General features: G+C 32.7%; 16 protein-coding genes. 6 read left to right on the forward strand and 10 right to left on the reverse strand.

Annotated elements, in window-relative coordinates; translation table 11 throughout:
* Positions 1-11: 11 nt before the first annotated feature.
* The 3 genes from ACTQYZ_RS00295 to ACTQYZ_RS00305 all read right to left on the reverse strand — a co-directional run bounded on the left by ACTQYZ_RS00295 (position 12) and on the right by ACTQYZ_RS00305 (position 2,665).
* On the reverse strand, positions 12-716 hold the full coding sequence (locus ACTQYZ_RS00295; RefSeq protein WP_080908676.1) for a hypothetical protein: 705 nt from the start codon (positions 714-716) through the stop codon (positions 12-14).
* A gap of 232 nt (positions 717-948) precedes the next feature.
* On the reverse strand, positions 949-1,884 hold the full coding sequence (locus ACTQYZ_RS00300; protein ID WP_050618025.1) for a ParB/RepB/Spo0J family partition protein: 936 nt from the start codon (positions 1,882-1,884) through the stop codon (positions 949-951).
* Positions 1,841-2,665 carry a ParA family protein gene (locus tag ACTQYZ_RS00305; protein ID WP_044761249.1) on the reverse strand — a complete coding sequence of 275 codons (825 nt, stop codon included), beginning with the start codon at positions 2,663-2,665 and terminating at the stop codon, positions 1,841-1,843. The genes ACTQYZ_RS00300 and ACTQYZ_RS00305 overlap by 44 nt, the downstream gene beginning before the upstream one ends.
* A 934-nt stretch (positions 2,666-3,599) precedes the next feature.
* Between ACTQYZ_RS00305 and ACTQYZ_RS00310 the strand changes: the two genes are divergently transcribed.
* Both ACTQYZ_RS00310 and ACTQYZ_RS00315 read left to right on the forward strand, forming a co-directional pair.
* Positions 3,600-5,144: an ATP-binding cassette domain-containing protein gene (locus ACTQYZ_RS00310; RefSeq protein WP_441415799.1), complete on the forward strand. Its 1,545-nt coding sequence runs from the start codon at positions 3,600-3,602 to the stop codon at positions 5,142-5,144.
* Positions 5,145-5,228: 84 nt separating this feature from the next.
* Positions 5,229-5,726: a nucleotidyltransferase domain-containing protein gene (locus ACTQYZ_RS00315; RefSeq protein ID WP_009247521.1), complete on the forward strand. Its 498-nt coding sequence runs from the start codon at positions 5,229-5,231 to the stop codon at positions 5,724-5,726.
* 73 nt (positions 5,727-5,799) lie between these two features.
* Here the strand turns inward: ACTQYZ_RS00315 and ACTQYZ_RS00320 are convergent, their stop codons facing one another.
* The 7 genes from ACTQYZ_RS00320 to ACTQYZ_RS00350 all read right to left on the reverse strand — a co-directional run bounded on the left by ACTQYZ_RS00320 (position 5,800) and on the right by ACTQYZ_RS00350 (position 12,018).
* On the reverse strand, positions 5,800-5,994 hold the full coding sequence (locus ACTQYZ_RS00320) for a hypothetical protein (protein ID WP_441415800.1): 195 nt from the start codon (positions 5,992-5,994) through the stop codon (positions 5,800-5,802).
* Positions 5,976-7,367 carry a zinc-ribbon domain-containing protein gene (locus tag ACTQYZ_RS00325; protein WP_066733313.1) on the reverse strand — a complete coding sequence of 464 codons (1,392 nt, stop codon included), beginning with the start codon at positions 7,365-7,367 and terminating at the stop codon, positions 5,976-5,978. The genes ACTQYZ_RS00320 and ACTQYZ_RS00325 overlap by 19 nt, the downstream gene beginning before the upstream one ends.
* Before the next feature lie 135 nt (positions 7,368-7,502).
* On the reverse strand, positions 7,503-8,168 hold the full coding sequence (locus ACTQYZ_RS00330) for a phosphatase PAP2 family protein (RefSeq protein ID WP_022156502.1): 666 nt from the start codon (positions 8,166-8,168) through the stop codon (positions 7,503-7,505).
* A 108-nt stretch (positions 8,169-8,276) separates the two neighbouring features.
* Positions 8,277-8,882 (reverse strand): helix-turn-helix domain-containing protein, encoded by a 606-nt coding sequence (locus ACTQYZ_RS00335; RefSeq protein ID WP_003525258.1) that lies wholly within the window; start codon positions 8,880-8,882, stop codon positions 8,277-8,279.
* Positions 8,883-9,089: 207 nt separating this feature from the next.
* Positions 9,090-10,577: a lysine--tRNA ligase gene (gene lysS / locus ACTQYZ_RS00340; RefSeq protein ID WP_441415801.1), complete on the reverse strand. Its 1,488-nt coding sequence runs from the start codon at positions 10,575-10,577 to the stop codon at positions 9,090-9,092.
* A 17-nt stretch (positions 10,578-10,594) separates the two neighbouring features.
* Positions 10,595-11,071: a transcription elongation factor GreA gene (gene greA / locus ACTQYZ_RS00345; protein WP_441021382.1), complete on the reverse strand. Its 477-nt coding sequence runs from the start codon at positions 11,069-11,071 to the stop codon at positions 10,595-10,597.
* A gap of 62 nt (positions 11,072-11,133) precedes the next feature.
* On the reverse strand, positions 11,134-12,018 hold the full coding sequence (locus tag ACTQYZ_RS00350) for a hypothetical protein (protein WP_441415802.1): 885 nt from the start codon (positions 12,016-12,018) through the stop codon (positions 11,134-11,136).
* Positions 12,019-12,113: 95 nt separating this feature from the next.
* Here ACTQYZ_RS00350 and murI point away from each other — a divergent pair, with 95 nt between their 5' ends.
* Genes murI through ACTQYZ_RS00370 form a run of 4 tightly spaced genes read left to right on the forward strand, consistent with a single transcriptional unit; the run spans position 12,114 to position 20,974 of the window.
* The gene (murI, locus tag ACTQYZ_RS00355) at positions 12,114-12,923 is read left to right on the forward strand and encodes a glutamate racemase (RefSeq protein WP_441021379.1); all 810 of its coding nucleotides are present in this window, start codon (positions 12,114-12,116) and stop codon (positions 12,921-12,923) included.
* A gap of 9 nt (positions 12,924-12,932) precedes the next feature.
* On the forward strand, positions 12,933-16,277 hold the full coding sequence (locus ACTQYZ_RS00360; protein WP_441415803.1) for a PD-(D/E)XK nuclease family protein: 3,345 nt from the start codon (positions 12,933-12,935) through the stop codon (positions 16,275-16,277).
* Positions 16,264-19,779, forward strand: a complete 3,516-nt coding sequence (gene addA / locus ACTQYZ_RS00365; protein WP_441415804.1) for a helicase-exonuclease AddAB subunit AddA — start codon at positions 16,264-16,266, stop codon at positions 19,777-19,779. Before ACTQYZ_RS00360 ends, addA begins: the two co-directional genes overlap by 14 nt.
* Position 19,780: 1 nt before the next feature.
* Complete coding sequence (locus ACTQYZ_RS00370) at positions 19,781-20,974, forward strand: nucleotidyltransferase (RefSeq protein ID WP_441415805.1); 1,194 nt, start codon at positions 19,781-19,783, stop codon at positions 20,972-20,974.
* The last annotated feature ends 39 nt before the right edge of the window (positions 20,975-21,013 follow it).

Genomic DNA, 21,013 nt, shown 5'->3' on the forward strand with positions numbered 1-21,013 from the left:
ATTATTTTGTTTTAGCAGTAGCCGATATAGATGTTGTAATCCGTATCGGATAGCTTTTCTGTCCATATCCACACAGCGGTAAAACCCTCGCTGTTCTTGTATCGGTTCAGTCTGCTTTCAATATCAGACTTGATACCGCTTCGGTTAGGATTTGCGGATATGGGGTTGTCCCAACATTCTGTCGCCGTGATGTCAAGAGAAAGCCCTATGCTTACCGCATACTCTTTTGCGTAACTAACATAAGGGCTGACATCGAATGTCTGCTTGTGCGGCTCTGTCGGTTTCGGTTCTGCCGGCTTTTCAGTCGGTTTTTCAACCGGCTTTTGTTCGGCAGTTGTCTGTTCTTTTGGCTGTTCCGTTTGTTTTTCGGGTTCAGCCTGCGTGGTTGTCTGCTTCGGTGGCTCTGCCTTTGGCTTTTCGGTTGCAGGAGTATCAGCCGTTTTTTCTTCCGCCGGTTTTGTCTGTACCGTCATAACCGTCTGACTTTCAGCGGTTGATTGGCTTTCTTTTGCCGTAATCGGTGTTTCCTCCTGAACTGCCGTGCTTTCCGGTTCTTTTGCCGTATCTTCCTGAGAATTTGTTTCGGTATTACCAGCCGGAAAAGAAGTCTCCGTTTTCGTTATCTCCTGTGCAGCTTCTTTGGCTGTGTTACCGTTACAACCTACGAGGAAAATCATCAGGCAGGCAAGAACACAAGGTATCAGCCTGTTTTTCATATCCATCGCTCCTTTCTGCTTTAATCGTAATCAAAACCGGTCAAAACATCAAAGGTGCGATTGGCTGAACTTTTTATCGTAGCAGACATTTTGCTTTTGCTCCAAATGTGCAAACCCTTTAATAGACAGCTATATGTTATTGAGATAGATATACTCAAGGGAGATAGAGTATATTTTTCAGCAGGTTAATAGCCGGTATATATAGGGGTTAGAGTGTGAGAAAGGGGGAAGGCTATCGGCTGTCACGGTCGGCTCTGCTTCGCAGAAACTTGTTGTAATGCTCCAATGCCTTGCACACAAAATCCTCCGTTTGGCTTATGGGAATGTTTTTCGGGATAAGCTGTCGAACCCTGTCGCCCCTCAAAACAATTTTCTCCCTTTGGTTTGGTTTTTCCTCCGACATAATCGCTTGGATTGCTTCGGTTGTGAGCTTGCCCTCCTCAAAGAACTTTCGCATACGGATTGTTTGGTCGTGAGACGGGGTTGCGTCGTTCAGGTCGATTTCATCAACCACATCACGCTGACTGTCCTCATCGAGAAAAGACAATTCAACCGCCGGTCGCATTTTTATTCGCCCCTCATCAACATAATCCAAAAGTTCGGGAACAAGGTTTGTAAGGCGAATATAACGCTGAATTTGCGTTTGGCTTTCGCCACTTTGAGTTGCAAGTTCTTCCCTTGAAAAATTTTGTCCCACTGGGACTAAATTATCTTTGCTCGGTCTGCCCGCTTGCCTTTTCATCGCTTCCAAACGCATTTTGTAGGCATAGGCTTTTTCAGAGGGAAGTATTTGCGACCTTTGATAGTTGCTCTCAACCATTAAAATCGTGGCTTCGTCTCGGTTCAGTTCAACGACCTCACAGCGGAGAGTATCAAACCCGGCAAGCTCACAGGCTCGCTTTCGTCTGTGTCCCGATATGAGTTCGTATCTGCCGTCCTCTTTCTGCCTTACCGTCGCCGGTGTGATTACCCCTCGTTCCTTGATACTCTCAATGAGCTGTGCCATATCCTCGTCATCACGCACCTTAAAAGGGTGGTCGGGGAAATCGTCAATCTCAGTCAAGGGAATATCTCGGATTTTGGAAAGCTTTTCTTCATCTCTCTGTTCCTGCGTTGAGAATAAGTCATCGAGCTTCGTGAGAGTGAAGTCGCTCTTTCTTCCTGCCATCGGCTAACACCTCCTTTGTAAATTCTGTGTACGCCTTTGACACCGTGCTGCCCGGTTCGTAGGCAAAAATGCTCTTGCCTTTGGAAGAAGTCTCTGCGGCTTTTACGGCAATCGGGATATATGTTCGATACATCTTGATTTGACTACCGAAGTTCTCTCTCAGAGCTTCTACCGTGCTTTTGGCGAGGTTGGTACGGCTATCCACCAAAGTGAGAAGCATACCGTCAATCTTCAAGTTCGGATTGATACGCTTCTTAACTCTTGAAATGGTCTGAACAAGCTGCGTCATACCCTTTGCCGGTAAATACTGAGCCTGAACAGGAATAATAACGCTGTCTGACGCAGATAGAGCATTGATTGTTACCATTCCGAGGGAAGGCATACAATCTATAAGGATATAGTCATATTTGTCCTTCACTTCGCTGAGATAATTTCTCAATGCCGTCTCTCTGCTCATTGCGTTGACAAGGTTAAATTCCATTGCAGAAAGCTCAAGGTTTGCCGGAACAAGGTCAACACCCTCGTCGTGGTGCAGAATACCGACCGTAGGGTCATTCATCGTTTCGTTTAAGACATCTGTGAGTTTCGTTGCAAGCGTGATACCCAAGTTGTCTGTATCCTGCCAACCGAGACAAGTGGTTAAGTCGCCCTGTGGGTCTGCGTCTATGAGCAGCACTTTCTTTCCCTGCATTGCAAGACCGACGCCGAGGTTTACCGTAGTGGTCGTCTTTCCAACTCCGCCTTTTTGATTGCATATCGCAATCGTTTTGCAGTTCGACACTTTGTGCGTCCTCCTTTCGTAAAATTCATAGCCATCGCAGTATGGCTATGTACTTGACCGGCTCATTTCCTAACCGGTCGGGCAATATTTGTTCTCAACACCCCTTGCCGAGCAATAAGCTCACGGGAAGTCACTAAGGAACAGACTGCTAATCTGTATCATAGGAATTTCACCTCTGCCGGGTACTCCGCCAGCTCCGTAGAGAAGTATCATTATCCTTCTGACTGTCATCGCCGTAACAGGGGCAACCTATTACTTATACCGGGAGTTCTCGCTGTTCTGCAATGCAGAAGTCACGGCGTACCCGATAAGGTGGCTAAAATCATCAGAATTAAAGTCTTAGTGAATGATTTATTCAGTTGTCAAAATACAAGTGAAAGGGCTGACCTTTTTGTGGTTCGGAATTAACCCCTTCACTCATTTGGACAAAGGGGGTCAAAATGCACACCCAAAATCACCCATTTTTCAAAAATTTCTTGAAAATATTTTTTAGAAACAAAAAAGCCGCCTATTTCCCTCGTAATTGAGGTCAATAGACGGCGGGTAGAAATATTCATATTTTTGGTGTATAATAAGAGTTAATCAAAAGAAAAATTTGAATTTGCACTTCCATAAGGTGAAATGTATTGACACAAAAAATACAGTATGATAGTATTGCTATTAGAAGAAAGAAAGGCACATTTTGTGTAAGGTGAGGAAATGATTAATAGATAATTTGATTTAAGTAAGACACATATAGTTATTGAGCCTGTAGAGAATAGGTTTGTTTTGTGTACGCTTAAGTTGGATTATCGCAAGAGGCATTTCCTTTGTTTTCCTTTTGGAAAAGAAATAAGGGTCTATTTAGCGAGTCTATTTTTGCGTATGCAAAAAAGACTCGTTTTTGTGTGTTCAAAATAATAATTGGCTCAGACTTCGAAAAGGAGAAACTTTAATGTTGCAGATAAAAAAATTAAATTTAACACATAAAAAAGACCTGAGAATAATTCTTAATGATTTCAACCTTGTGCTAAATGATGGAGATAAGGCAGTTATTATTGGAGAAGAGGGAAATGGGAAATCGACATTAATGAAGTGGATATACAATCCGTCGCTTGTAGAAAACTATATAGAAGCAGATGGGGAAAGGATAATGGGACACGAATGTCTTGGTTATCTTCCGCAGGAGATGCTCGATGAAGATAAGGAAAAAACAATATACGAATATTTTTCTGAAGAGGAAATATTCTGGGAGAAAACGCCTAAAGAATTGTCTGTTATTGCGGGAAAATTTGGAATGAAAAATGATTTTTTCTACAGTAACCAGACAATGGGTAGTCTTTCAGGAGGCGAAAAAGTCAAGACACAACTTATGAGGCTTTTCATTCGCGATGTTTCTGTGCTGTTGTTGGACGAACCTTCCAATGACATCGACATTGCGACGCTTACATTACTGGAAAAAATCATAAATGACTGGAAGCACATTGTGCTTTTTATTTCACACGATGAAACGCTGATAGAGCGTACTGCCAACATGGTGATACATATCGAGCAGATTATACGAAAAACAAAGGCGAGATATACCGTGGCAAAGCTTCCCTATAGACGCTATGTGGAAGAACGGCTTCATAAATTTGAAATCCAAAAACAGCGGGCACTGAGTGACCGTAGGGAGAAAAAGATTCGCGATGAAAAATATCAAAGAGTTATGCAGAGTGTACAAGGTGCATTAAGAAGTTGTACCAGACAAGCACCGTCTGTTGCCAAAAACTTAAAGGACAAAATGCATACGGTTAAGGCAATGGAACGAAGATTTGAAAAAGAAGATGAAAATATGACTCAGATGCCGGAACAGGAAGAAGCAATCTTTGTCAAATTAGGGGATGAAAACTCACACATTCCCGCAGGAAAAACGGTCATAGAATATGAACTTTCAAAGCTTGTGACTCCGGATGGCAAAAGAATTTTAGCAGAAGGAATTCATTTAAAAATAAAAGGTTCAGAAAAAATCTGTATGATAGGAGCCAACGGGGCAGGAAAAACGACTCTTCTAAAAAAGATAGCGGAAGAACTCCTAAATCGGAATGACATTAAAGCAGAATATATGCCTCAAACTTATGAAGACCTGCTGGATTTGGATGTTACACCGGTTGATTACCTTGATAAAACAGGAGATAAAGAAGAGCGTACAAGAATTAGAACATACCTTGGTTCACTTAAATACACACCAGATGAAATGGAGCATCCGATTCGGGAGTTATCAGGCGGACAAAAGGCGAAAGTGCTTCTCTTGAGGATGAGCTTAAGTGGTGCAAATGTTCTTATTCTGGATGAACCGACAAGAAATTTTTCACCATTGTCCGGTCCGGTAATAAGAAAAATGCTCCGAGAATTTCCGGGGGCTGTCATTAGCATTTCTCACGATAGAAAGTATATTGAAGAGGTGTGCGATAAAATATATCAGCTAAATCCTAATGGATTACAGCTAATTGGTGATTGATAACAAAAAGGATGAAAGACTGACAAATTTCAGGCTTTTAGTGAGTTGGAAAGCATACAAAGATTTGAATTTGGAGGATAGATTATGGTACGTACAGAAGATGCATGTGAAATTATAAAATATGCTTTGCAAAACGAAATTAAAGTATATTTAGATGGCGGATGGGGTGTTGATGCACTTCTTAAAAGAGAATCAAGAATACACAATGATATTGATTTGTTTGTTGAACTGAAACATTATCATGATTATATTTATGTGATTAAGCAGCATGGATTTGAGGAAGTAAATACTGATTATACAACGGATGGTCATACTGTCTGGAAAGATGATAAACAAAGAATCATTGATTTACATTGTTTTGAATTTACAGATGACGGAATTGTTTATGAGGGAGATATATTTCCATCAAAAACTTTTTCCGGTATTGGAAAAGTTGGAGATATAACTGTTTCTTGTATTGAACCATTGAGTCAGGTAATGCTTCATTTGGGATATGAACACGATAAAAATGATGTGCATGATGTGATGCTGTTGTGTGAAACATTTCAAATAGCAATACCAGATGAATATAAGGAAAAGTAAAATTTCAGTTTGTCGGATTTACTCTAAAATTAGCAAAGACCGCTTACGTCGTGTAGGCGGTCTCTTTTTGTGTTTAGAAATATTTGATTTTGACCTTTCTTTTCTTGGCTGAAAGCACCTTGCAGAGAACATCGTCAACTCCGTCGGTGTATCTGCCTTGTGAAATCAGACTGTTCTTTAAGCGGATAAGTGTTTGTATTACTCTGCTATATTCGTCATCATTAAGATAGATATGGAACTTTTCTTCTCTCACAGTCGCTTCCTCCATTCATTGAATTTTGCTCTGATTACCGAAACATCTGCTTCGACATCAGAATAAATAAAGATATGTACGCTTTTGAAAACTGCTTTTACTCTGTCGGCATACTCCGCTTCCGTTTCGGTTGTCTTAAAAGGGAGTTTTACGAGTTTTATATTTCGTTGCTTGCATAAGTGGCTTTTGAGAACCTCCATATGTTCTGAGCCGTTCGTAAATTCTATCGCCAGCTTTTCTGACGGAATGTATGTTTCAAGAGGTATTCCCAATAGTTTATCCGAACCGAGCTGTACCTTTAGTCCTTTTTGATTGGCGTAATAGGCGACAGCCAAGCCGGGGAACACGGAGCGATATTCGTTTTCGCACACAGTGCATTTTTCTCCGATAATTGTTCTGTCGCTGATTTTTGCTTTCCAAGAGTGTCCAAGTGAACATTTCCACCACACACTTTTCATTGACTTTCTTGACACTTGTGTCGGGAGCAGAGAGTTTTTTTCGTAATCCCATTCAGCAAGCAGTTTCCTGTCCGTTGTGGCTAAATCATTGTATCCTGCAAGAACCGCCCTGTCCGCACAAACCGGGCATACTGTTCCTTTTACACGAGCATTGATAACGGACTTCCACTCATTGCCACAGGTCTTACACTTCCACCAAACATTGTGTCTTGATTTTGCGTTTACCTCATCAGGCATTAGGGGATAATTTCTTTCTGACCACTCAGCCGCAAGGTCAGGGTGCGTAGTCGCCAAGTCATTAAATCCTTTGAGCAATGTATATCCGCTACAATACGGACATCTGCTCCCACCGGAACGGGTTGAAATAAGAGTGTACCACTCGTTTCCGCAATCTTTGCATTTCCACCAAGCCTTACTGTTTGCAAAGGCTGTTACCATTGTAGGCAGCAACGGAAGATTTCTGTCAGACCATTCAGCAGCAATATCGGGATACTGTGAAGCAAGGTCATTGAATCCGGCAAGGACTTTATTATGTGAGCAGTATGGACAGCCTGTGCCGTTTACCGTTCTGCTTTTAACGCTTGCTTCCCATTCGTGTCCGTGTTTACATTTCCAAATAATCTTCTTATGAGAAGCGACAGATACCTCGGTAGGCTTTAATTTGTTCTTTTTAGACCACTCCTGAGCCAACAGGGGCTTCAATGTGGCTAAATCATTGATACCCTCTATTACTCTCGCTCCTGAGCATATCGGGCATTTCTCGCCCTTTGAACGAGCTTTGACGCTCGTTTCCCACTCGTGTCCGCAAGCACCTTTCCACCACACTCTTTTATTTGAACCGAAGGTTATCTTATCCGGCGTTAGCGGTAAGTTCTTCTCTGACCATTCAGGAATAAGCTCCGGATGAACGCTTGCTAAACTGCCCGTCATAGTACAACCACCCCTTCCTTTGTGATTATCCCAATTATATTGAGAAAATCGGGATTGGTGTAGTTTGCGAATAATAAGAAAGACCTTGGGAGAAAATATCTCTCAAGGTCAATAAGTGATTCCTCAGTTAGAATTTTATCTTTCCTGTCGGGCAATAAGAGTGGTTACACTATAATAAATCATCACTAAACCCGCACTTAAAATTGCCCCGCCAATAATATCAGTAATCCAATGAACACCGGATATCAACCTGCCAATTACCATAAAAGCAGTAAATGCAATTAAAGCAAAGGCAAATGCTCTTTTCATTTTTGTATTTCTAATTCTACTGTTTAGCTGCATAACAGCTGTCGGCATAACACACATAACAAGCAAGGTTGTCGATGATGGATACGAAGCTTCAAGAAAACCGTTAATCAATACCGGGCGGTAATTGACAACATAAAATTCAAAAAACAAATATGCCGCCATTACAACAATATAGAATGCTCCCAACACCAAAATACTGGAATCGACCTTGAATAAGCTTTTTCTTTTAATAAGCTGTATAAGTCCAAGCAACGCAAATCCCAAAATAAAGCAAAGCGGTATCAGTCCTAACCAGTCCGTAACGGTATATATTGCCATATGCACACCTGTCAGGCTGTGGATAAAGCCGTTCAAGGTTGCAAATCCAACAGAAGAGTTTTGTGGCCCGATGGGCTGAACATCAATAAGGCTTATTGCCACTGTCCACAAAATAAATAACACTACCATTGCTATTCCTGAAAGCAATACTTTTTGACTTTTTTCTTTTTTCATTTTTATCAATCCTTTGCCATAATTATTTGGCTTTCGCCTGTTTACAATATAGGTGGAATGAATAAAAATGAAAAGAATTTCACCGTCACATTGGCGACACGCTTCGTATCATCGCCATTTTATCAGCATCAGAGACTTTATCGCCAAGAAAACAAAAGTGAAAAAGGCTGCATAAGGTTGAAGTGTTATCATAAATTCTATTGTAGCAACTGTGCTTAACACAATGGATATTTGATGTTTGTGTTTCAACCAAAACACTGCTTCATAATTTTGTAGAGCGAGAAGCAAAACACCTGTAAGTACAATTCCAAATACAATAATTAAATACGGTATTTTGATATACTGCGGGGTACCTGTCAGCGAAAGTAAAGATACCTCTTTTATAATCTCATCACCCTTTTGTCCAAAGAAAGGCAGAAACAGAAACATAATCAAACTGCAATCGAGTAAACCAAACACTAAGTCTCTTGTATGTTTTTCCTTTTGCTTATTATCCTCGTCAGCAATTTTAAGTATTTCTTCACCGGACAATAACTCATCTATTGACACTGAAAAAAACTTTGAAATTGCTTTTAATGACTCGATATTGGGAACTCCTCTGCCGGATTCCCACTTAGAAATTGCAGTGCGAGACACAAATAACGCTTCCGCAAGTTCTTCCTGCGTGAGTCCTTTTTCTTTCCTCAACTCTTGTAATTTTTCACTTAATTCCATAATAAACATTCCTTTTGCACTCAGATACGAATGTATCCTTTATTAGAAATGGGCAATCCCACTATGGGACTGCCCATTCATTCCGTAAATTATGCGATTTTTTAGTCTCTGCACCGTTTTTAGCACCGATTGGTGTAAATTTGGTGTAAAGAGGTAAATTTATTTGATTTTGAAAGTCCCGAAACCCGCATAAACACTGGGTTTTTCTTACTTGTCGTTCGGTAAGGACTTCATTGTCGGGAATAAGATTACATCTCTTATTGAACTTTGATTTGTAAGAAGCATTACAAGTCTGTCTACACCAACACCTACACCGCCTGTTGGAGGAAGTCCAACTTCAAGAGCATTGATAAAGTCTGTATCGTATGGGTGAGCTTCTTCATCCCCTGTTGCTTTCTTTTCCATTTGTGCTGCAAATCTTTCTCTTTGATCAAATGGATCGTTAAGTTCGCTAAATCCATTTGCATATTCGTGACCTGCAACAAATAATTCAAATCTTTGAGTATATCTATCATCATCAAGACATTTTTTAGCAAGTGGAGAAATTTCAACCGGATGATGTGTTACAAATGTAGGTTGAATTAAATTTGCTTCACAATGTTCTTCAAATAATTCTTCGATAATTTTACCAATTCCCCAATCAGGTTCAGGTTCTACATTTAGTTTTTTAGCTTCTTCTCTTGCAACTTCAAGATCAGTTATTTTATCAAAATCAACACCTGTTGCTTCTGTTACTAAATCAACCATTTTAGCTTTTCTAAATGGAGCTTTAAGAGAAATTTCATGTTCTCCATATGTTATAGTATCACTGCCTACAGTATTTGTAGCAATATAATCAAACATCTTTTCAATCATTTCCATTACATCATTAAAGTCTGCATATGATTGATATGATTCCATAGAAGTAAATTCAGGGTTATGAGTAGCATCCATACCTTCATTTCTGAAAATTCTTCCGATTTCGTATACTCTGTTAAAACCACCTACAATAAGTCTTTTAAGTGGAAGTTCAGTAGCAATTCTCATATACATTGGAATATCCAAAGCATTATGACGAGTAATGAAAGGTCTTGCGTTTGCACCACCTGCAAGTGTTCCAAGTACAGGAGTTTCAACTTCAACAAATCCCTCTCCATCCATAAAGTCTCTCATGCATTTTACGATTTTTGAACGCATTAAGAAAACATCTTTTACTTCAGGGTTCATTATTAAATCAACATATCTTTGTCTATATCTAAGTTCAGGATCTTTAAGTCCGTGGAATTTTTCAGGTAAAACTTGAATAGATTTACTAAGCATTGTTACCTTTTTAACTCTAACAGAAATTTGACCTCTTTGAGTTTTAAATACTTCTCCGTCTATTCCAAGAATATCCCCTATATCGTAAGATTTAATTAAAGCATATTCTTCTTCGCCAACAACATCTTTTTTTATGAAAAGTTGAATTTTATCAGTTGAATCCATTAAATCATAAAAACCAACCTTACCTTGTCCTCTTTTTGACATAAGACGACCTGCAATTTTTACTTCCTTGCCGTCGTATTCTTCAAACTTTTCATTAATATCTTTACAAAATGCATTATATTCAAATCTGCATTCTTTATAAGGATATTTTCCTTGAGCTGTAAGTTCTTTAAATTTATCAATCTTTACTTTAACTACTTCAGGAACATTTTCATAAAAATCACTACTCATTTATCATCTCTCCATTCTTATTCTACTTCTAAAACTTTTAAATCAACTATTCCATCAGGAAGTTTAACCTTTGCTACTTCTCCAACTTTTTTACCTAAAAGAGCATTTCCAATAGGAGATTCATTTGAAATCTTGTTGTTGTCTAAGTCTACTTCTTCACTTCCTACAATAATATATTCAACTTCTTCATCAAACTCAGTATCATAAACTTTTACTTTGCTTCCAAGAGAAACAATATCTTTTGTTTTTGTTTCATCATCAAAAATTAACGCATGTTTTAATTTATATTCAATTTCTCTTATTTCGCCTTCAATAAATCCTTGTTCTTGTTTTGCTTCATCATATTCAGCATTTTCACTTAAATCCCCGAATTCTCTGGCTGCTTTGATTTTCAAAGCAACTTCATGTCTTTTTTCGTCCTTTAAGTAATTTAATCTTTCTTCTAATTCTTTATATCCTTCTTTTGATAAGATTACTTCTTTACCAGTCATCAAAACTACCTCTTAACTATATTTTTCATTTATACTAATGGACTTATTATAATAACTCAAATTAATCATGTCAAGAGCTTAAACCCATTAAAAAACCGCATTTTTAAAGATTTTTTATGTAAAAATTCCTCTAAATTAATATTTAATATATCTTTTTTGTCGTTTGCATTATTTTCTAATAATATAAGACCTTTTACAAAGGATAAATCAAAATAATCAATATCTATATTTTGAATATTAAAACCACTTGGAATAATTTTTACATCGTTAACTATCCTCTTACAATCTATATATTCATTTTTTTTAAATAAAGAAATATAATTTTCACATTCTATATGATTTATTTTATCGCTTAACATCTCTTTGCTTAAATCAAATATATAGTCGCATTTTTTCATTGAAGATATACTTTTACTTACATATATACTGCTTCCCGTATCTTTTAGAATATTACTTGCAATATTTTCCCCAATATAAGGATTATTAACAAAAAATATTACAAGTGGAAAATATTCACAAATCATCTTTATATATTCATAATTTGTATTTTTATCCAAACAAACTCCAACCTGTGTTTTTTGTGTATCTTTTACCATTTTTTTTAATTTTAAAAAGAAAGCAATAAAATATATATCTTCATCATGAATATATGGAATATTACACATTGAAAAATATTTTACATTAAAATCTCTCGGAAGACATATAACCCCCTCTTCATTATCAAAATAATTATTTATTAATCTTAAATTCCTATTTGATATGAAATTATTAAAATCCACCAAGAAAACACTCCCCACAACTTTAAAGGAACCGTCTTTAATTAAAAAAGGACCTTTTACTCTCCTTTGTTTAAAAATCATTTGATACAACCTTTCATACAGATTATTCCACTTAGAACAAGGAAATTTTTCCTCATACTTATCAATATCCAGCATATAACATAACTTCATAGGCTTCTCCTTCAATTATCTTGTTTTAATGTTATGTTTTTTATGATAGAATAATCACAGTAATTCAAATTTATTATAAAAAGAGGTCAATTTTAATGAGTAATAATCTACCAATAGGTATTTTAGACAGTGGAGTGGGAGGACTTACCGTTTTCAAACAAACAGAAAAACTCCTACCTAATGAAAATATAATTTACATAGGCGATACAAAAAGAATGCCTTATGGAAACAAAAGCAAAGAAGACATAATTAAATATGCAAATGCAATGATAGCTTTTCTTGAAAAACATCATGTAAAAGCTGTTTTACTTGCCTGCAATACTATTTCATCTCATATTAAAAGTCTTAATGCAAATGTGCCTTTATTTAGTATTGTTAAAGCAGGAAGCGAATACGCGTTAAAAAAATGCGAAGAAGAAAATGATAATTTAATCGGGCTTATTGCAACAAAAGCTACTGTAGAAAGCGGATCATATAATAAAGAAATTCATAAAGTAAACGAAAATATTAAAATTATATCAAACGACTCAACAAGACTTCCAAAGGTAATAGACTCTCAAATCGAAAATAAACCCTTACTTAATGAACTTATAAAAGAATGTATACAGCCAATAGTAGATCAAAACAAAAATGTATCAAAATTAATTTTAGGCTGTTCACATTTCCCAATAATAGAAAGTGAAATAAACGAAATATATAAAAACCTTACTCTTTTAGACCCTGCGGAACAAATGGTAAGAAATGTAAAAAAATATTTGGAAGACTATGATTTCTTAAACGAAACAAAAGAAAGCTATAAATCTCTTTATACAACAGCAGATATTTTAGAATTCGTTTCATATATAAAAAGATTAAAAATAAACATAGACAAACTTGAAAAAATAAAATTATTTGAGGATGATTAAAAAAATAAAATGATTAATATTATAACCAGTTACATTGAAGAAAAAGCCTTTTTCAAAGCCAGCAAAGATATTAAGAGAACTTTAAAAGAGAATAATAAAATAAACAAAATTCTCTTTTTAGTTCCGGAACAATTTACAGTAGAAGCAGAACGAATGCTTACAGATAAATTAACAGCAAAAGGGCTTATTGATATTGAGGTTTTAAGTATTAAAAGACTTTCAAACAGAATACTTACAAAAACAAAAAGCGAAGTACCAAAAACTTTAGACGAAAGCGGAAAAAGCATGGTGCTTAGCTTTATTTTAAATGAATTAAAAGAAGAACTTATATGCTTTAACAGACTTACAAATAATGCATCTTTTAACGAAAATGTATGTGAACTTTTTTCTGAACTCAAGAAAAACAATGTAACCGGTGAAGATTTAAGCCCGGATAAATTTTCAGACGAAGAAAATAACAACAATTTCTTATACAAAAAGACTCATGATATTCATAAAATCTATGAAAGATATAATAACTTTTTAGGCACTGATTTTTGGGATGCTGACGATTTAACATTTCATGCAAGCCAAAATTTAGATAAAGCAAGATTTTTGGATAACAGCGAAATTTACTACTTTGGTTTTGAGTCTTTCGATAAAAATATTTATTCTCTTATAGAAGCCATAAGCAAAAGGGAAATTAATCAAACTTTTTTATTTACCGCAAAAGATGATATAAAAAGCTCCCCTGCTTATAAAATAGTAGAAAATACAATATATAAGTTACATAAACTTGCAGACAAATGCAATGAAGAGTTTAATATTCAAACACAAAACGAAGAAGAAAAAGAAAAAGATTTAAAATTCCTTGCAGATAATATTTTTTCATATGACACAAAGGAATATAAAGATAAAGTAAAAAATATTGAAATTTTTAAAGCCTCAAGTATATACGAAGAAGTTGAAAATACAGCAATAAATATCTTAAAGCTTATAAAAGAGGAAAATGCTTTATATAGAGACATTCAAGTTTTGCCTTCAGATTACGAAACATATAAAAATGTCATAAGTGAAGTTTTCAATAAATATAAAATAAATTACTTTTTAGACAATACATCAAATGTAATAGACACAAATATATTAAGAGGAATAATAAAAATATTAAATATAATAAGCAATAACTTCAAAACGAATGATATAATATCATTTTTAAAAACAGGGCTTACAGATTTATCAAAAAACGACATCGAAACCTTTGAAAATTATGCTTTGGAATTTGGCATAAAAGGAACAATGTGGCTTAAAGACTTTAAAAGAAACAATAAGTTCAATGACTATAATTTAGATTATTTGAATGAGAAAAAAGATGAATTTATTTTACCCCTTATAACTTTAAAAGAAAACTTTAAAAATACTAAAAATGTAAAAGAAATAACTATAGTATTTTATAAATTTTTAAAAGATTTTGGATTAAATGAAAAAATAAAAAGAATAGTAAAAGACTTTGAAGAAAAAGATGACTATACAAATGCAAATAAATATGCACAAATTTATAACAGCATAATAAATATATTTGAACAGCTTTATAACTTCCTTGGCGAAGAAAAACTAAGCTTAAAAGAATATGCAAAAATAATGGAAAGCGGATTTAAAGCATTAAAAATAGGTATAATCCCATCAACCATAGACAGCGTAAATATCGCTACTTTATCACGTTCCAGAAGCAGCGACATAAAATATCTTTTTATTCTAGGTGTAAATGACGGCATACTCCCAACTAACTTTGCCCAATCAGGAGGTATTTTTTCTAATAAAGAAAAGCTTCAGATTATAGAAAACGGAGTAGAATTGAGAAGCACAAATGAATATAAACAACAGGAAGAAAAATACTTTTTAACATCGTTGATTTTAAAAACACAAAAGCATATTTATTTTTCTTATCCTATACTATCTCCTTCCGGTGATGAATTGACCGAAAGTTCTATTATAATGCGAATAAAAAACATTATGCCAAACATTAGAACAAAAACTTTTAATAAAGATAATTTAGATGATAATTTAAGTTTAATATCAAACTTTGATGCCACATTTAAACATTTAATAAATAGTAGAATTAATAAAAGCGAAAACAGCGAAGTAAATAATCTTTGGGAAGAAGTTTATGATATTTATAAAAATGACAACTTGGGAAAACATTATATTGACATAATGGAAAGCGCTATAAACTTTAGTAACAACTCAGAAATTTCTAATAAGAAACTTATTAATGAAATATATAACGGCAAAATGATAACCAGCATAAGCCAGCTTGAAACTTATGCAAAATGCCCTTTTAGTTATTTTATTTCATATATAATTTCCCCAATTGAACGAAAAAAACTTGAATTAAACAGCCCGGATATAGGAAATATCTTACATGAGATTATATACGTTTTCTCAAATAAAATAATAAATAACGAAGTTGACGTAAAAAAAATTACTTCAAAAGAACTTAATGATTTAACAAAAGAAATAACTAAAGAAGTAACAGAAAAATACTCAAAAGGAAAAGTAAAACAAATCGTAAATAGCGCTTATTTTAAGAAGAAACTTCTTAGAAATTCTTCATATGCTCTTTCAAACATAGTTACACAGTTAAGAAGAAGCAATTTTCACATTTCAAAATGCGAAAGTGAATTTGGTGAAGATAAAGAAAATTATTTAAGCTTCGTAACAAAAGAAAACAATATTGTAAGCATTAAAGGAAAAATAGACAGAATAGATACTTATAATTCTGATGATGGAGAATATGTAAAGGTAATAGACTATAAAACAAAAGGAGAAAACTTCAACTTCTCAAAGAGTTATTATGGAATAAATATGCAGCTTCCAATATACCTTGCAGCAACAACATTAAATAATAATAGCGAACCTGCCGGTGCATTATACTTTAGAATTTCTCCGGATATTCAAAAAGTAGAAAATTCAAAAGACTTAAAACAATTTTTAGAAAAAGCAGAAGAAAACCAAATTGACGGAGTTGTTATTGATAATACGGATATATTAAATAATATTGACGATGATGAAAACAACGGAATAGTAAAGAAACTTAAAAGCAAAAGAAATAAAGTTATTCCAAAAGAAGATTTATCAAACTTAATAAATCATGCTACGAATTTAGCAAAAGAAATTTCCGATAATATTATAAATGGTAAAATATCAATAACTCCATATAAAAAAGCAAATGAAACACCATGCGAGTATTGTAAATATGAAAATATATGTCATTTTGATACTTGCTTTAAAGATAATAAATTTAATGAACTACCAAAAGCAAAAGCAGAAGACATATTAAAACTTATAAAGGAGGAAAGTGAAAATGAAATGGACTGAAAGTCAATATAAAGCAATAAATAACGACGGAAAAAACCTCCTTGTAAGCGCAGGGGCAGGCTGTGGTAAAACTGCAATTTTAACAAACAGAATAATAAGATTAATGCTTAAAAATAAAATCGACATTAATAAATTTCTTGTAGTAACTTTTACCAATGCCGCTGCAAACGGAATGAAAGAAAAAATAAGAAAACTTCTTTATGAAAAATTAAAAGAAGAAAAAAGCGACAAAAAGTTTTTATTTGAACAAATTTCAAATTTAGAAAGTGCAAATATCAGTACTCTTCATTCTCTATGTATAAATATTATAAGAGAATATTACCATATTGTAGAAATAGACCCATCTTTTCAAATAATAACGGATACAAATGTAGACATGCTTATGGATGAAGCTTTTGAAAAACTGTTTAATGATAGATATGAAAACAATGATGAAAGGTTTATTCAAACATCATTAAATTATTCTTTTTCACGTACAAATGAAGACTATTTTAAGGAACAATTAAAAAACATATATACTTTTATATACAATAGGCCATCTCCTTTTAAATGGCTTCATGAAAAAGTAGAATTTTTCAATCAAAACGAAGAAGAGCTTAAAGAAAGTCTCGCCTTTAAAATAATTAAAGAAGAAGCTTATGACGGAATTGAACTTTCTTTTAATCTACTAAATGGAGCTTTGGGAAAAGCAAAATTTTACAAAGCAAATGAAAAATTAATAGACTTATTAAATGAAGAAGTTAACAATATAAAACTTTTAAAAAGAGATTTTGACAATAATTCCAACAAAGTTTTCAGCTTAAAAATGGGTGATATATTTAGAGCAAGAATTGTAGGAACAAACAAGCTTGATTCCCAAATAAAAAATGAAATAACACAAAAAAGGAATTTAGCAAAAGATACAATAAAAAATATCATAAATAATTTATATGCTTTTTCTATTGAAGATATGTTAAAAATCAACAATAATCTTTATCCTCAAATGCAGACAATCGAAAAAGCTTTGATTGATTTTGATTATTACTATAAAGAAATAAAAAAGGAAAAGGGTGTTTTGGAATTTAATGATATTGAACATCTCTGCCTTGAAATACTTAACAATGAAAATGCAAGAAAAGAAATTGTAAACAAGTTTGATTTCGTTTTTGTAGACGAATACCAGGATACTAACCTTGTACAAGAAGCAATCATAACAAAAATAATTAAAGAAAATAATCTTTTTACCGTAGGGGATGTAAAACAAAGTATATACCGTTTTAGACAAGCAGAACCTGAAGTATTCATAAATCGTTTAGAAAGATATGAAAAAGAAAATGATATAAACGAAATAATATATATGAATACAAATTTTAGAACAAATAAAAATATCATATCAGGAATCAACGAATTATTTTCAAAAATAATGTCAAAAGAGATAGGTAAAATAGACTATAACGAAAATGAAAAGCTTATCCCGGGAAGAAATGAAGAAATAGAAAGTAAAATAGAACTTCACTTTTTAAAAGAAAATGAAAATGATGAAGATTATTTTGATAAACCTTTAACAAATGACGAAAAAGAGTATACATACCTGGCAATGTTAATAAACAATTTAATAAAGCAAGATATATATGATAGTGAACTTAAGAAATTCAGGAAAACAAAATTTTCTGATATTTGCATTCTAGCAAGAAGTGCCAATACAAGAATAAAACCTTTAAAAGAAATATTTAACAAATATTCAATTCCCGTAAATAGCGAAAAAGAAACGGAATATTTTAAAACACACGAAATATCAATAATTAAAGACTTCTTAAATATAATAAATAATTTCAAAGACGACTTGTCACTACTTGGAGTTATGAGAGGTCCTATTTTTAATTTTTCCACAGAGGAACTACTGGAAATAAAATTATACTCAAAAGAAAAATATTATTATAAATGCGTTGAAAATTTCACTAAAGAAGAAAATGACAATATAGAACTTAAAAATAAAGTAATAAATATGATAAATATAATAAACGAATATAACTCTAAAAGTCTATATATGCCTGTCAGTGATTTAATTGAAGATATTTATGAAAAGACTTCTTTTACAGAATATGTAAAAGCTCTTCCCTTTGGTAATATCAGAGAAAATAACCTTAAAGCACTTATTACCAAAGCAAAAGAATACGAAAACTTTTCAAATGAAGGTTTATATGGATTTATTAAATTTATGGACTATGCAAAAGAAAGAAATGAATCAGGTATAGCCTTAAATGAAAACAGTGATAACAGTGTAAAATTTACTACAATCCATGCAAGCAAAGGACTTGAATTTCCAATAGTTATTTTAATGGATACAAGCAAGACTTTTAATGAAAGAGACCTAAAAGAAAATATCGTTCTAAATAAAGATTTGGGACTTTGCCCTAGCCTAATAGATTTGGACAATAAAATAAAAATAAACAGTATTTCAAAAATTGCCGCAAATGAACTTGAAAAACAAGAACTAAAAAGTGAAGAAATGCGTTTACTTTACGTTGCCCTTACAAGAGCAAAGGAAAAATTAATAATAACATCAAAGGCTAAAATTGAAGATATCTTAGAAAAAATACCTAAAGAAATAACAAGAGTAGATATAAAAAATTCTAAAACATATTTAGACTGGATAGTTAAAGCAATCCTTTGTAATAAACATTTTAATACGAAAGAAAATATTGTTTTTGAAGATAAAAACTTTATAATATATAACAATGATATAAACAGTTTATTAACGGATACTAATAATAACGAAGATAAAACAATAAAAAACGAAAAATTTACAAATGAAGATTTTAGTAAGTTAATAATTCAAAATCTAAATTATAAGTATAAAAATATTATAGATACTAAAATCCCAAGAAAAGCAGGCGTAAGTAGCTTAAAAAACACAGAACTTTTAGAAGTTGGAAACAATGTAATTACAATAAAAGAAGAACCTGATTTCCTAAAAGAAGAAACGGAAATATCGGCAGCACAAAAAGGAACTATTATTCACTTTATTTTTGAAACAATTGATATAAATAAATTAAAAGAAGATAGCAATTTACGAGATAATATTGATAATCAAATTAATGAATTAATAGAAAAAGAAATACTTTCTAAAAAAGAATATGAAAGCATTGATATTGAATATGTATATAAGTTTTTTGAAAGTGAAATAGGCAAACAATTATTAAACTCAAAAAAAATATATAGGGAACTTCCTTTTAACCTTGCAATACCTGCAAAAGATATTTCTGACAAATGGACTGAGAGCGATGAAGATGTACTAGTTCAAGGAATTATTGACCTTACATTTGAAGATGAAAATGGAAATATGATTTTAGTTGATTATAAAACCAACTATTTTAAAACAGATAAAGAAAAAGAAACGCTTATTAAAGAATATAAACTTCAAATAAATTATTATAAAAAGGCAATAACTACATTAATGAATAAAAAAGTCTCTCATAGTTATCTATACTTTTTAAGTAAAAACATAATCACAGAGGTATAAAATGAAAACAGCAGGAATAATAGCTGAATACAACCCGTTTCATAACGGACATAAATATCAAATAGAAAAAATAAAAGAAAATCTTAATGCAGACAACGTAGTTTGTATAATGAGTGGAAACTTCACCCAAAGAGGAGAATTATCCATCATCGATAAATACAAAAAAGCTGAAATGGCAGTAAAAAACGGTGCTAATCTTGTTATAGAGCTGCCTTTTGTTTATGCTTGCACAACGGCAGAAATTTTTGCTTCCTCTGCAGTAAGAATATTAAACAGCCTCGGAATAATAAATTATCTTTGTTTTGGAATGGAAGACAACTCAAAACTTATAGAAACAATTCAAATTGCAAAGATTTTACTCAAAGAAAGCGATGTATTTAAAGAAATATTAAAAGATAATTTATCAAAAGGAAAATCTTATATTAAATCAAAGCAAGAAGCATTAAATAAACTTTTAAATAAAGATATTTCTTTTATAAAACAGCCCAATAATATATTGGCATTAGAATATATTAAAGAACTTATAAGTCTTAATTCATTGATAATTCCTTATCCAATTAAAAGATCCTCTTCTTACAAAAGCACAGATAGTTTAGACAGTTTTTTAAGTGCTTACGGTATAAGGGAAAAAATTCTAAAAGGTGAAGACATAAGCGACTATGTTCCAATTAATGCAATAAAAACTTATAATAATATTCCTCATGTTAAGATATTGGAAGATTATTTCTTTACTTTAAAAAGCATAATTATGTCAATGGACAAAGATGACTTATATAACTATGCTGATGTAGAAATAGGACTAAACAATAGAATATACAATAATATTTTTCTTTCAAATGATGTTGAAAGTTTTATAAATTTAATATCTACCAAAAGATATACAAAAAACAGAATAAGAAGAATTTTAATTCATATTCTTACAAATTATCAAAAAAAAGAATTTGATAAATATAAACATCATACTCCTGGTTATATCAAAGTTCTTGCATTTGATAACAAAGGAAGAACTCTTTTAAAGGAAATAAAACAAAATGGAATTCAGATATTTAATAATCTAAACAAAGATATATATAAACTAAATGAAACAGACAGAGAAATAATTGAAAAAAATATTAAGGCAGACAATATATATAATATTAATTTAGATAAATTCAATCTGGATTTTTACAAGCAGGCATTTTATCTTGATAGATAGCATATAAATAAAATATGAAAAAACAAAGAATTTTATATT

Source organism: Anaerofustis sp. LCP19S3_F7 (genome assembly GCF_052119445.1).
GTDB classification, from domain to species: Bacteria; Bacillota; Clostridia; order Eubacteriales; family Anaerofustaceae; genus Anaerofustis; species Anaerofustis butyriciformans.